Origin of the sequence: Azospirillum sp. HJ39, assembly GCF_041507355.1 — a bacterium.
Taxonomy (GTDB): domain Bacteria; phylum Pseudomonadota; class Alphaproteobacteria; order Azospirillales; family Azospirillaceae; genus Azospirillum; species Azospirillum thiophilum.
This window is the reverse complement of record NZ_CP167910.1, coordinates 466,154-478,882: the sequence shown is the minus strand read 5'-3', so window position 1 is coordinate 478,882 and position 12,729 is coordinate 466,154. Positions and strand designations below refer to the sequence as shown.

Below are 12,729 nucleotides of genomic sequence, written 5' to 3'. Positions count from 1 at the left end.
GCAGACGCGCCGGCCTCACCCGCCGGCGCGCATCCCCAGCCGGCCGAGCTTCTTGTAGAAGGCGGCGCGGGAGATTCCGAGCGCCCGCGCCGCTTCCGACGCCCGTCCGTCGCTGGCCGCAAGAGCCCGGCCCAGCAGTGCGCGTTCGAACTCGTCGAAGGCCTCGTCATAGCCCGGCACGGGCTGGGGCTGCGGCACCGTCCGACGGACGCCCGGCGGCTGGGCAGGTGCCGCAGCCTCCGTCGCGTCGGGCAGCGCCTCCGCCAGGTCGGTGGCGGTCAGGCGGCGGTTGTCGGTCAGCAGGCAGGTGCGTTCCAGCACGTTGCGCAGCTCGCGCACGTTGCCGGGCCAGCGGTGGCGGCCGAGCGCCTCGACCGCTTCCGGCGTCAGGCCGCGCAGCGGCAGCCCGGTGCGGGCGGCGATCTCCTGCAGGATGGATTCGGCGATGGCCTCCAGCCCGCCGCCCATCTCGGCCAGGGCCGGCAGGCGGATCGGCAGCACGTTCAGCCGGTAATAGAGGTCGGAGCGGAAGCGGCCGTCGCGGATCCGCCGTTCCAGGTCGACGTTGGTGGCGGCGATCACCCGTACATCCACCTTCACCGGCCGGTCGGAGCCCAGCGGCTCGATCTCCTGCTCCTGCAAGGCCCGCAGCAGCTTGGCCTGCAGGCCGAGCGGCATGTCGCCGATCTCGTCCAGGAACAGGGTGCCGCCGTTGGCGGTCTTGAAGCGCCCTTCCCGCCCCCGGCGGTCGAGCCCGGTGTAGGCGCCGGGCACCGCGCCGAAGAACTCGGCCTCCAGCAGGGTTTCCGGGATCGCCGCGACGTTGACGCCGACGAAGGACCGGCCGCTGCGGGCCGACAATCCGTGGATGGCCTGGGCGATCAGCTCCTTGCCGGTGCCGGTTTCGCCCAGCAGCAGGATCGGCGCGTCGGTGCGGGCGGCGAGGCGTGCCTTGCGCTTGACCTCCAGGCAGACCGGGCTGTCGCCGACATAGCTTTGCAGCGTGTAGCGCGGCTGCCGCCCCTCATCCAACCGCCGCTTGGTCGCCGCCAGTTCCGCCTCCAGCCGCGACAGCTCGGCCAGCAGCGGTTTCAGCCGGTGCAGGCTGTCATACAGCACGAAGCCGACGGCGCCGATGATCGCGCCCCGGTCGTCGGTCAGCGGAAAGCGCGTCACCACCAGCCGCTGGGTGCCGAACAGCATCAAATCGAGCAGGATCGGCTGGCCGGTCGCCAGCACCTGGCGCATCTGCGAATGGGGAATGATGTCCTCGACCTCGCGGCCGATGGCGTCGGCAGGGTCGGAGATGCCGAGCATGCGGGCGTATTTGGCGTTGATCCACACCACCCGCGCGTCGCGGTCGACCGCCACCGTACCCTCGGACTGGGTTTCCAGCGCCTCGAACAGCGAGGGCATCGCCCGGCTGCGCAGCAGCGCCGCCCCGCCGGGCAGCGCGTCGAGGAAGCGTCCGTCATCCTGGCGTTCATGGTCCCGATCCGTCACGCCGTCTTCCCCTTCGGTACCGTCCAACGCCCGTTATCGGATGGCAGGGCCGAAACCGCAACAGCGCCACGCGGCTGTACCGACGGTATACCCGGCGCAACCTGTCGGCGCAGGGCCTGTTGGGGTGGGCGTGGTTGCGTTTTCAACAACAGCTTCCAACAAGGGGAAACGAGCATCATGGCAAATCAGACCGAAGGCCGTGGCACAGGCGGCCAGAAATCCGGCGGCAACTTCAAGAGCGATCCGGAGCGCGCTGCCGAGGCCGGCAAGAAGGGCGGCGAGGCATCGGGCGGCAATTTCAAGAACGATCCCGAACGGGCAGCCGAGGCCGGCCACAAGGGTGGCCAGGCCAGCCATGGCGGCCAAGGCAAGAAGGAGTGAGGACCAGGGACCGGACGCCCTTCCGCGGCCGGTCCCGCTCCTCCCGGAAAAGCGCGCCCCTGTGGCGCGCTTTTTCTTTTTGTCATGCGGTCTTGCGCCGGTTCGGCCGGAAGGTCCATTCTTCGTCCGCGCCAGCCACTCTAACCGATTCCTCTTAACGTCGCCCCTTCGAGCATGCCGCCATGACCCTTCCGCGATGACCCTTCCGTCAGCCCTGCTTCTGGCTGCGGTCGTGGCAACCCTGTGGATCGCGGCGCGCAGCTGGACCTTGCCGGCCTTCCCCGGCCGCACCGATTTCGTGCTGATGCAGCTGTCGGCCGCCTGGTGGTCGACGGCCGTCGCCGCCGAAAGCATGGTTTCCGCCCCGGCCGACAAGCTGTTCTGGGCCGAAATGGCCTGGATGGGCATCGTCTGCACGCCGAGCCTGTGGGCGTTCTTCCTCTGGTCCTACACCAGGGGCGAGCTGCCGGCGCGCTGGCGGATGGTGCTGGTGACGGTCGGGCTGGCGACCTGGGCGCTGGCGCTGACCAACGATGCCCATCACCTGATCTACACCGCGATCCGCCCGGTCGACGCGACGCCGGGCGCGGCGCTGGTCTACAGCCATGGGCTGCTGTTCTTCGCCATCACCGTCTACATCTACGCCTTCATGGTGATGAGCATCGTCGTCACCGCCAGCGGCATCCACCGGGCGACGCCGGCCTACCGCACCCATTACCTGGGGTTCCTGGTGGTGATGGCGGTGCCGTGGGCCGCCAATGCCGGGTATGTCTTCGGCAACGTGACTTTGTTCGACCTGGACCCGACCGCCTTCAGCTTTCTGCTGATGGACGGGGTCTTCTATTGGCTGATCACCCGGCGGCGCCTGTTCGACCTGCTGCCGGTCGCCCGCGACGCCCTGCTGGACGCGGTGCCGGATCCTGTGCTGGTGCTGGATGGGGACGGCACGGTGGTCGAGGCCAATCCGGCGGCGCAGGCGTTGGCCGGCGACCGTGCGGCGATCGGGCGGCGGCTGGCCGACCTGCCGGGGCTGTTGGCCCTGTCGGCGACAGCCGACGCAATACCGGCGAAGGGGCCGGGGCCGATGGCGGGACCGGTGCCGCTGACGCTGGACTGCGGTGGCTCCCTGCGCAGCTTCGAGGTGACACGGGTGCCGCTGGCTGTGGGGGGCGGCGGACGCGAGGTCGGCTGCCTGCTGATGCTGCGCGACGTCACCCACCGCCGCCGGGCGGAAGCGCGGCTGGTGGACACCGTCCGCCGGCTCGACGCGGCGCGGCAGGAGGCGGAACGGCGGCTGGCGGCCGAGCAGGAGGCCAAGCGGGCGCTGAACGGCTTCCTGTCGATGGCCGCGCACGAATTCAAGACGCCGCTCGCCATCATCGACGGTGCGGCGCAACTGCTGCTGCTGGATGCCGAGGTCAAGGCTCCCGGCATGCTGCCCCGGCTGGAGAAGATCCGCCGCGCCGTGCGGCGGCAGGTGAACATCCTGGAAACCTGTCTGGCCGACGACCGGTTGAGCGATCCGGGCTTTGCCTTGCGCTACGATATGCTGGCGCTGCCGGCCCTGCTGCGCAATGCCGCCGCCGCCCAATGCGACGCCGCTCCCGGCCGGAGGGTCGAGCTGGATCTCGACGGCTGCCCGGAACGGATGACCGCCGACGGCCCGATGCTGGAGCTGTGCGTCCACAATCTGCTGAACAACGCGCTGAAATATTCCCCTCCCGGCAGCCCGGTGCGGCTTCGCGCCTGGAGCGAGGATGGGAGCGAAGATGGGAGCCGGGACGGGGGCGAGGCCGGCCGGTGGCTGGCACTGTCGGTGACCGACCGTGGCATCGGCATTCCGGACGGCGAGCGGGAGCGGGTGTTCGACCGCTTCTTCCGCGCCTCCAACACCGGGACGGCGGCCGGCAGCGGGGTCGGGCTGAACATGGTCCGCCGCATCGCCGCACTGCATGGCGGGACGGTGACGCTGGACAGCCGGCTGGGCGAGGGCAGCGTCTTCACGCTCCGGATTCCGCTCGGCGAGCCGGCTCCCGGTCAAGCGGCGCCCTGCGATGGCGGGATGGCCGGCATGCCGGCGGGGTAATCCGTCGGGGAGATCGTTTCTTGCATTGATTGCCCGGTGAGGGGAATAATCCCGCTCCCTCCCTTTGGACCCTGGCAATATGAGCGATCACGACCCCACCGTCGTCCGGCCGGTGCCGAAACCCCGCGTCCCCCTTGGAATCGAAGAAACGCTGGTCGCCGTCACCATGGCCGTGGTGGCGCTGATCACCTTCGCCAACGTCCTGGTGCGATACCTGACCGACGTGTCCTTCGCCTTCACCGAGGAATATTCCATCGCCCTGATGGTGATCCTGACCTTCCTCGGCGCGTCTGCCGGGGTGGTGAAGGACCGCCACATCCGCATCACCTTCGTGATCGACAGGCTGTCGCCGGTCAACCGCCGCCGGGCCGAACAGTTCGCCATGGCCTGCGTCGCGCTGATGTACGGGCTTCTGGTGGTCTATGGCGCCTGGACGACCTGGGACGACTACCGGTTCGAGGTGACCTCGCCGGCGCTCGGGCTGCCGCAATGGATCTACACGATCTGGCTGCCGGTCCTGTCGCTGGCGGTGCTGGGCCGCACCGTCGGCCGGATGATCCGCATCCACCGCCGCACCGAACCGCTGCAGACCGGCCATATCCCGGAGGGCGAGCCGTGATCACCGCCCTGCTCTTCGGATCCTTCCTGGTCATGATGGTGCTGGGCGTGCCGATCGCCGCCGCCCTGGGGCTGGCCGGCACCGCGTCGATCGCCTTCGCCCAGCTCGGCGTCATCTCGGTCCCGACCAGCGTCTATACCGGCATCGCCAAATACCCGCTGCTGACCATCCCGATGTTCGTGCTGGCCGGCACCATCTTCGACCGCTCGGGCGTGGCGCAGAAGCTGGTGCGCTTCGCCTCCGCCATCGTCGGCCAGGGCAAGGGCGCGCTGGCGGTCATCGCCGTGGTGGTGGCGATGATGATGGGCGGCATTTCGGGATCCGGCCCGGCCATCGCCGCGGCGGTCTGCGGCGTGATGGCGCCCAGCATGATCCGCGCCGGCTATCCGCGGCCCTACATCGCCAGCGTCGTCGCCGCGGCGGCGGCGACCGACATCCTGATCCCGCCGTCGGTGGCGCTGATCATCTACAGCGTGCTGGTGCCGGCCGCCCCCACCACCTCGATGTTCGCCGCCGGCATCATCCCCGGCACGCTGGCCGGGCTGGCGCTGATCGTCCCGGTCTATTGGCTGGCCCGGAAGCACAATCTGGGCACAAAGCTGTCGCACGAGCCGCGCCCGCCCTTCTGGCGCAGCCTGTGGGACGCCTCGCTCGGCCTGTTCGCCAAGGTGATCATCCTGGGCGGCCTCAGGCTGGGCATCTTCACGCCGACCGAGGCGGCGGTGATCGCGGTCGCCTACGGCCTGCTGCTGGGCATGGTGGTCTACCGCACCATCAAGGTCAGCGACCTGCGGTCCATGCTGGTGGAGGCGGCGGAGATCTCCGCCATCATCCTGACGGTGATCGCGCTGGCGAGCGTCTTCGGCTGGGCGCTCAGCACCCTGTCGGTGATCGACCCCATCGCCGACGCCATCATCCATTCCGGCCTTGGCGAACATGGCGTGATGGCGCTGCTGGTGGTGCTGCTGACCGTCGTCGGCACCTTCCTGGACGGCATCTCGATCTTCATCATCCTGCTGCCGTTGCTGATCCCCATCGCCCAGGCCTACAACTGGGATCTGACCTGGTTCGGCGTCATCCTGACCCTGATGATCGCGGTGGGCCAGTTCACCCCGCCGATGGCGGTCAACCTGATGGTGGCCTGCCGCATGACAGGCTGTTCGATGGAAAGCACGATCCGCTGGGTGATCTGGCCGCTGGTCACCATGCTGCTGGTGGTGGTCGCGGTGATCGTCTGGCCGGATCTGGCGCTGTGGATGCCGCGGCAGATGGGCTTCTAAAGGGCACGGGCGACGTCGCGGCTGGTCAGGTGCAGGCTGGCCGCGACGCCGTAGCCGCGCCGGGCGATCTTGCCGGCCGCGGCGGCTTCGAACGCGGCGCGGTGCGCGGCTGCATAGGCGAGGCAGTCCGCCGCAGTCGGTTCCCGCACCCCCAGCAGGGCGCGGAAGGCCAGCCGGTGGACGGCGCACCGGCCGCCATGCCCCGCCGGGCGGAAGACCAGCGCATCGATTTCCGCCCGCCAGCCGAAGTCCGCCGCCGTCATGTTCGCAGCCCCAGCCGTTTCGCCAGCCGGAACAGGTTGCTGCGGTCGAGGTCGAGGGAGCGCGCCGCCTGCGCCCAGTTGCCGCCGTGGCGGACCAGCCGGTCGCGGATCATCCGCCGCTGAAGCTCCTCCACCGCGTCATTCAGTGGCAGGTCGGGCAGCGCCAGCTCGGGCCGCGGCTCCGCCATACGGTCCGCCGCCGGATGGCCTGCCCCGGGATGGCCTGCCCCGGGATGGTTTGTCACCGGGGCCGGGGCCCGCACGCCCTCCCCCACATCGTCGAGGACGAGGTCGGCCGGGGTCAGGGTCAGCACGCCCCCCTCGGCCGGGCGGGCGGCGCGGGCGCGGATGGCGCCGCGGCCGATGGCGTGTTCCAGTTCGCGCACGTTGCCGGGCCAGGGATAGGCCATCATGCGCCGCTCCGCCGCCGGGGAGAGCCGGAGGTTGCGCAGCCCCAGCCGCGCCCGGTTGCGCTCCAGGAACAGTCCGGCCAGCCGCAGGATGCCGGTGCCGCGGTCGCGCAGGGGCGGCACTCGCAGCGGGTAGACGCTGAGCCGGTGATAGACGTCGGCACGGAAGCGGCCCTCCCGCACCTCCGCCGCCAGGTCGCGGTTGGTGGCGGCAACCACCCGGACGTCGACGGTGATGTGGCGGTCGGAGCCGACGCGCTGGATCTCGCCGTTCTGCAAGGCGCGCAGCATCTTGGCCTGGACCGCCGGCGGCAGCTCGCCGACCTCGTCGAGGAACAGGGTGCCGCCGTCGGCCAGTTCGAACTTGCCGCGCCGGTCGGCCACCGCGCCGGAGAAGGCGCCGCGGACATGGCCGAACAGTTCGCTTTCGACCAGCGCGTCCGGCAGCGCCGCGCAATTGACATGCACCAGCGGCCCGGCCGCCCGGCCGGAGCGGGCGTGCAGCCGGCGCGCCACCAGCTCCTTGCCGACGCCGGTCTCGCCCAGAACCAGCACCACGAGGTCGCTGGCCGCCACCGTGTCGATCTCCGCCAGCAGCGCCGTCATCGCCGGCCCCGACCCGGCCGCATCGAGGTCCGGGCCGGCCTGTATCCCGTCGAACACCGGCAGCCCCCCGCCCTCGACGGCCGCCATGGCGGTGCGCCGCCCGGCCGCCGCGGCGAGGTCGCCGGCCAGCCGGACCCAGGCGGCGATCGCCGCCTCCCAGCCGTCGAAGCGCCCCTCGTTCAGCGCGTCCAGCGTCAGCATGCCCCAGGGGCGCCCGTCGACCGCCAGCGGCGCCCCGACGCAGTCATGGACATGCAGCCGCTCCCCTAGGTCGGGGATCAGCCCGTCATAGGGGTCGGGCAGGTCGCAGCCGGCGGGAAAGCGCAGCAGCGGCCCGTCGGCATCGGCGATTGCCTGCAGGCGGGGATGCCCGTCCAGCTCGAAGCGCCGGCCGAGCGTGTCGGGACTGAGCCCCCGTGTCGCGAGCGGCACCAGCACCCGCCCCCCTGTCCCGTCCCGGCGCAGCAGCGCGCAGGCATCGCACGGCAGGTGCCGCGCCATCAGGTCGAGCAGCAGCGGCCACAGCCGCGCCGGATCGTCCAGCGCCCGCAGCAGCGCCCCCACATCGTCGAGCGGGATCGGCGTTGTCGGAATGACCGCATCGTTGTCCATTCGACATCATACCATCTGCGGTCAATCTGACAACAGGCGGCTCCGGCGGCGCGGAAACCCGCGCTGCGGCGCTTTGGCACAGGGCTTGCCATGGCATTGCGACATCGTGACGCGCAAAAGGATCGCCCTTTCCATGCTGACCCCGGCCCAGACCGCAATCATCAAGGCCACCGCCCCGGTGGTCGCCGCCAACGCCAGCCGGATCACCGGCACCTTCTATCCGCTGATGTTCGAGCGCTTCCCCGAAGTGCGCGCCGTCTTCAACCAGAGCCACCAGCGCAACAGCGCCCAGCCCGAGGCGCTGGCAAACGCCATCATCGCCTACGCCTCCAACATCGACCGGCTGGAGGTGCTGGGTCCGGCGGTGGAGGGCATCGTGCAGAAGCACGTCTCGCTCAACATCACCCCCGGCCAGTACGATATCGTCGGCACCTGCCTGATGGAGGCCATCGGCCGGGTGCTGGGCGACGCGGTGACGGCGGAGGTCGCCGATGCCTGGGGGGCAGCCTACCGGCAGCTCGCCGATCTGCTGATCGCGGCGGAAGAGACGGAATATGCCCGCAAAGCGGCGCTGACCGGCGGCTGGCGCGGCGCCCGGCGCTTCCGGATCGCCGCAAAGACGCCGGAGAGCGCCGTCATCACCTCCTTCCGGCTGGAGCCGGTGGATGGCCGGCGGGTGATGGACTTCCATCCCGGCCAGTATCTCGGCCTGCGCCTGAGCATCGATGGCGAGACGGTCCATCGCAACTACAGCCTGTCGGCCTCGCCGAACGGCCGCGACTACCGCATCTCGGTGAAGCGGGAACCGCAGGGACTGGTCTCCGGCTTCCTGCACGACCGCGCCCAGGTCGGCGACCGGATCGACGTCTACCCGCCGGCCGGCGAGTTCGTGCTGCGCGACGGCAGCGGCCCGCTGCTGCTGATCACCGGCGGCGTCGGCCAGACCCCGGCACTGCCGCTGGCCGAACAGGCGCTGGCCGCCGGCCGCCGGGTCATCTACGTCCATGCCGCGCTCAACGGCTCCGTCCACGCCTTCCGCGATCAGGTCGACCGGCTGGCCGAGACGCATCGGACGCTCAAGCCCGTCTATTGCTATGCCGAACCGCAGCCGGACGACCGTCCGCACATGGTCGGGCTGCTCGACCGCGACCGGCTGGCCGGCCTGTTGCCGGACGAGCCGGGGGTGGCAGCCTATGTCGTCGGGCCGAAACCCTTCATGGCGGCGGTCGTCAAGGCGCTGACCGCACTCGGTCTGCCGGACTCGGCCATCGTGCACGAGTTCTTCGGACCCCGGGAAGCGCTTGCCTGACCGGATACCGAATCCTTCTCCTCATCCTGCCGGCCGGCCTTTTCCCCGAAGGCCGGCCTTTTTTTCCCGCCGGCGGCTTCGGATCGGATGGCAACTTCAGGTTATCGAAGCTTGCTGTTCGCCACCAAAAATCTTTTCCATCGGGAAATTCCGCCACCTTCAAGGGAGCGCAGCGACAGCGAATGCGCCCATTCGCTGAGCCGGCCCTGCACGAAGGATTTTTATCGCTCGAAGCCGCACAAGCATTCTGCCATTCGACAGGAGGCATGCGGATTCTCCTTATTTCTTTCTTAGCCATTTTTGCGCTTATCATATCGATGGGGTGTGCCAATTGCTTACAATTGTTCTCAAATCCTGGCATCCGCCGGCTTTGCGGAACTGACCGGCCGCCCCGTCGGGAAAGATGTGACCGCAACGACGGATATGATCGCTTGCGCGGCGAGAGCCGGAACGGCTGGCCGCATTGCTTGCAAGTGCGTGTTGCGCCGGAGGGCGCAAGGGGGGAAGACGGGATGTCGAAGGATGACGGGATCATGATGGCCCAGGGGACGCCGGCTGGGACGCCGGCTGGAGCCTCGAAGACGGGCGGTGCCTGGTATTCCGGCCTGCGCGGCAAGCTGATGATCGCCATCGGCGTGGTGCTGTCCGGCACGCTGGTCGCCGCCGCCGTGGCGCTGAGCGGCTATGCCAACGTCCGCACCACCATCGACGCCATCGTCGGCCAGGCCGTGCCGGCGATGACGGAAGGCATGGGCGTGGCCCAGCAGGCCGAGCGGCTGGTGGCGCTGGCTCCGGCGCTGACCTCGGCCGACAGCGCCGCCAAGCGGGAGGCGGTGTCGGGCGGCATCGCCTCGGCGAAGGAGGAGTTCAACGCGCGGCTGGCCCGTCTGCGGGCCACCGGCTCGGCCGGCGGACAGCTCGCCGCCATCGAGGAGGCCTCGCAGGGGCTGCTCGGCAACCTCGTCCAGCTCGACCAGGCGGCGGCGGAACGGGTCGCGCTGTCGGCGGAACGCCAGGCGATGCTGCCGAAGGTGATGGCTGCCGAAGCGGAGATCCAGAAATTCTCCGCGCCCTGGCTTTCCGTCCTCAACAATGAGGAAGAGCAGGCGCGCACCACCCTGGAGGATGCGGAGACCGCTCCCGCCGCCATCCGGGAGGCCGCAACCACGCTGACCCGCATCAACGGTCAGAAGAAGCCGCTTGCCCTCGTCGCCAACGAGGCGGCCAACATCCGCAACATGATGATGGAGGCCGCGACCACCCGCGACGAGCAGCGGCTGGCCATCATCGAAACCCGTGTCGGCGTCTCGCTCGCCGGCCTCGTCGCTGCCGCCCAGACCCTGCCGGAGCGGCTGGCCGCCGTCGCCGGCAAGCAGGCGGAACTGCTGACCGGCTTCGCCACCGGCGACCGCTCCCTGGTCACCATCCGCCAGAAGGAACTGGCGATCGAAGGCTATTTCACCCAGCTGCTGGAGAGCAACCACGCCCTGGCCAACACCCTGTCGGTCGGGATCGCCTCGCTGGTCGACGGCCAGAAACGCGGCATCGCCGAGGCGAGCGGCGCCACCGCCCGCATGCTGGAGAACAGCCGCCTGACCCAGATCGCCGTCTCCCTGGTCAGCGTTCTGGTGTCGATCCTGGTGGTCTGGCTCTATATCGGCCGCATCGTGATCCGCCGGATGCTGGACTTGAAGGCCGGCATGGGCCGCATCGCGGCCGGCGACCTCGATGCCGACATCACCCTGGAGGGCCGCGACGAGATCGCGGAGATGGGCGCCGCGCTGCGTGTCTTCCGCGACACCGCACGCGAGGTGGAGACCGCCCGCACCGAGGCGGAGAACGAACGCCGCCGGGCGGCCGGGGAACGCCGCCAGACCATGCTGTCGCTGGCCGACCAGTTCGAGAGCGGCGTCAAGACGGTGGTCGAGACGGTGTCCGCCGCCGCAACCCAGATGCACCACACCGCCGCCGGCATGGTGGCGACCGCCGACGACACCTCGCGTCAGGCCGGCAGCGCCGCCCAGGCGGCGGAGATCGCGTCGGTGAATGTCGACGGCGCCGCATCGGCAGCGCACGAGCTGTCGCAGTCGATCGGCGAGATCGCCCGGCAGGTGACCGAATCGGCGACCATCGCCGCCAAGGCCGCCGGCGAGGCCGAGCGCACCGACAGCACCATGCGCGAGCTGAACGAGGCCGCCAGCCGCATCGGCGCGGTGCTCGACCTGATCTCCGACATCGCCGGGCAGACCAACCTGCTGGCGCTGAACGCCACCATCGAGGCGGCCCGTGCCGGGGAGGCCGGCAAGGGCTTCGCCGTGGTCGCCAGCGAGGTCAAGCAGCTGGCCAGCCAGACCGCCAAGGCCACCGACCAGATCGCCGGCCAGATCGGCGCCATGCAGTCCGCCACCAACGAGGCGGTCGGCGCCATCCGCGGCATCGGCCAGACCATCGGCCGGCTGAACGACATCGCCGCCAGCATCGCCGCCGCGGTCGAGCAGCAGGGTGCCGCCACGTCGGAGATCGCCCGCAACGTCCAGCAGGCGGCGGGCGGCACCGCCCAGGCCTCGCAGGACATCGGACAGGTCCGCACCGCCGCCGGCCAGACCGGCCAGTCGGCGCAGGAGGTGCTGTCGGTTGCCCAGGAGGTTTCCAACCAGACCGGCCAGCTCCAGCAACAGATCGACCGGTTCCTGATTCAGGTGCGGTCGGCCTGACGGGGCAGGTCGCAGGCAAAAGGGCGCCTCCACGACGGTGGAGGCGCCCTTTTTCATTTCGATGGCCGGAGTTTCAGCCCTGGACCACGTTCTGGCGCTGGCTGCCCAGCCCCTCGATGCCCAGTTCCACCACGTCGCCTTCCTTCAGGAAGACCTGCGGCTTCTTGCCCATGCCGACGCCGGGCGGCGTGCCGGTGGACACGATGTCGCCTGGATGCAGCGTCATGAAGCGCGACAGGTAGGACACCAGATAGCGCACGCCATAGACCATGGTGGCGCTGCTGCCGTCCTGCTGGCGGTGGCCGTTGACCTCCAGCCACATCTTGAGGGCCTGCGGATCCTCGATCTCGTCGCGTGTCACCAGCCAGGGGCCGGTCGGGCCGAAGCTGTCGCAGCTCTTGCCCTTGGTCCACTGGCCCTGGCGCTCGATCTGGAAGGAGCGCTCCGACACGTCGTTGACGATGCAATAGCCGGCGACATGGTCCATCGCCTCGTCCTCGGAGACGTATTTGGCGGTCTTGCCGATGACGAAGGCCAGCTCGACCTCCCAGTCGGTCTTTTCCGAGCCGCGCGGCAGTTCGATCGGATCGTTCGGCCCGACGATGGCGCTGGTCGCCTTCATGAAGATGATCGGTTCCGGCGGCACCGCCATCCCGGTTTCCGCGGCATGGTCGGAGAAGTTCAGGCCGATGCAGACCATCTTGCCGATCCGGCCGACGCAAGCGCCGAGGCGCGGCTCGCCCGGAACCAGCGGCAGGCTTTCCGGATCGATGGCCCGCAGACGATCCAGCCCGTCCGGCAGCAACGTCGCCCCGGCGATGTCGTCGACATGGGCGGACAGGTCGCGGATGCGGCCCTGGGCGTCGAGCAGGCCCGGCTTCTCCAGGCCCGGCGGACCAAAGCGCAGCAGTTTCATGAAAACTAATCCCCGAATGAGCGGTTCCGT

10 protein-coding genes are annotated in these 12,729 nt (G+C 69.8%); 6 read left to right on the top strand and 4 right to left on the bottom strand.

Going from position 1 to position 12,729, the window contains the following annotated elements; genetic code table 11:
* Positions 1-15 precede the first annotated feature (15 nt).
* The gene (locus ABMY26_RS12715) at positions 16-1,503 is read right to left on the bottom strand and encodes a sigma-54 interaction domain-containing protein (protein ID WP_372396084.1); all 1,488 of its coding nucleotides are present in this window, start codon (positions 1,501-1,503) and stop codon (positions 16-18) included.
* Positions 1,504-1,680: 177 nt separating this feature from the next.
* On the opposite strand from ABMY26_RS12715, the gene ABMY26_RS12710 reads away from it, so the two are divergent.
* From ABMY26_RS12710 to ABMY26_RS12695, 4 genes are all read left to right on the top strand, one after another.
* On the top strand, positions 1,681-1,884 hold the full coding sequence (locus ABMY26_RS12710; protein ID WP_372396083.1) for a general stress protein: 204 nt from the start codon (positions 1,681-1,683) through the stop codon (positions 1,882-1,884).
* Between the two features lie 196 nt (positions 1,885-2,080).
* Complete coding sequence (locus tag ABMY26_RS12705; RefSeq protein WP_372396082.1) at positions 2,081-3,970, top strand: histidine kinase N-terminal 7TM domain-containing protein; 1,890 nt, start codon at positions 2,081-2,083, stop codon at positions 3,968-3,970.
* Between the two features lie 79 nt (positions 3,971-4,049).
* Positions 4,050-4,589 carry a TRAP transporter small permease gene (locus ABMY26_RS12700; protein WP_372396081.1) on the top strand — a complete coding sequence of 180 codons (540 nt, stop codon included), beginning with the start codon at positions 4,050-4,052 and terminating at the stop codon, positions 4,587-4,589.
* Positions 4,586-5,869: a TRAP transporter large permease gene (locus ABMY26_RS12695; protein WP_372396080.1), complete on the top strand. Its 1,284-nt coding sequence runs from the start codon at positions 4,586-4,588 to the stop codon at positions 5,867-5,869. Before ABMY26_RS12700 ends, ABMY26_RS12695 begins: the two co-directional genes overlap by 4 nt.
* On the opposite strand, the gene ABMY26_RS12690 is transcribed toward ABMY26_RS12695, so the two are convergent.
* Complete coding sequence (locus tag ABMY26_RS12690) at positions 5,866-6,132, bottom strand: hypothetical protein (RefSeq protein ID WP_372396079.1); 267 nt, start codon at positions 6,130-6,132, stop codon at positions 5,866-5,868. The two genes, ABMY26_RS12695 and ABMY26_RS12690, sit on opposite strands and share 4 nt — an antisense overlap.
* Complete coding sequence (gene norR, locus ABMY26_RS12685; protein ID WP_372396078.1) at positions 6,129-7,760, bottom strand: nitric oxide reductase transcriptional regulator NorR; 1,632 nt, start codon at positions 7,758-7,760, stop codon at positions 6,129-6,131. The genes ABMY26_RS12690 and norR overlap by 4 nt, the downstream gene beginning before the upstream one ends.
* Before the next feature lie 133 nt (positions 7,761-7,893).
* Here norR and hmpA point away from each other — a divergent pair, with 133 nt between their 5' ends.
* Together hmpA and ABMY26_RS12675 are read left to right on the top strand one after the other, a co-directional pair.
* Positions 7,894-9,069 (top strand): NO-inducible flavohemoprotein, encoded by a 1,176-nt coding sequence (hmpA, locus tag ABMY26_RS12680; RefSeq protein ID WP_372396077.1) that lies wholly within the window; start codon positions 7,894-7,896, stop codon positions 9,067-9,069.
* A gap of 512 nt (positions 9,070-9,581) precedes the next feature.
* On the top strand, positions 9,582-11,783 hold the full coding sequence (locus ABMY26_RS12675) for a methyl-accepting chemotaxis protein (RefSeq protein WP_372396076.1): 2,202 nt from the start codon (positions 9,582-9,584) through the stop codon (positions 11,781-11,783).
* Between the two features lie 73 nt (positions 11,784-11,856).
* Here ABMY26_RS12675 and ABMY26_RS12670 read toward each other — a convergent pair whose 3' ends face one another.
* Positions 11,857-12,699: a fumarylacetoacetate hydrolase family protein gene (locus ABMY26_RS12670; protein ID WP_372396075.1), complete on the bottom strand. Its 843-nt coding sequence runs from the start codon at positions 12,697-12,699 to the stop codon at positions 11,857-11,859.
* Positions 12,700-12,729 lie beyond the last annotated feature (30 nt).

What these genes read in the sequence shown, in the direction of transcription:
- ABMY26_RS12675 (WP_372396076.1), top strand. Translation starts at nt 9,582, where the DNA reads ATGTCGAAGGATGACGGGATCATGATGGCCCAGGGGACGCCGGCTGGG.
- ABMY26_RS12670 (WP_372396075.1), bottom strand. Translation starts at nt 12,699, where the DNA reads ATGAAACTGCTGCGCTTTGGTCCGCCGGGCCTGGAGAAGCCGGGCCTG.
- ABMY26_RS12690 (WP_372396079.1), bottom strand. Translation starts at nt 6,132, where the DNA reads ATGACGGCGGCGGACTTCGGCTGGCGGGCGGAAATCGATGCGCTGGTC.
- hmpA (WP_372396077.1), top strand. Translation starts at nt 7,894, where the DNA reads ATGCTGACCCCGGCCCAGACCGCAATCATCAAGGCCACCGCCCCGGTG.
- ABMY26_RS12705 (WP_372396082.1), top strand. Translation starts at nt 2,081, where the DNA reads ATGACCCTTCCGTCAGCCCTGCTTCTGGCTGCGGTCGTGGCAACCCTG.
- ABMY26_RS12710 (WP_372396083.1), top strand. Translation starts at nt 1,681, where the DNA reads ATGGCAAATCAGACCGAAGGCCGTGGCACAGGCGGCCAGAAATCCGGC.
- ABMY26_RS12700 (WP_372396081.1), top strand. Translation starts at nt 4,050, where the DNA reads ATGAGCGATCACGACCCCACCGTCGTCCGGCCGGTGCCGAAACCCCGC.
- norR (WP_372396078.1), bottom strand. Translation starts at nt 7,760, where the DNA reads ATGGACAACGATGCGGTCATTCCGACAACGCCGATCCCGCTCGACGAT.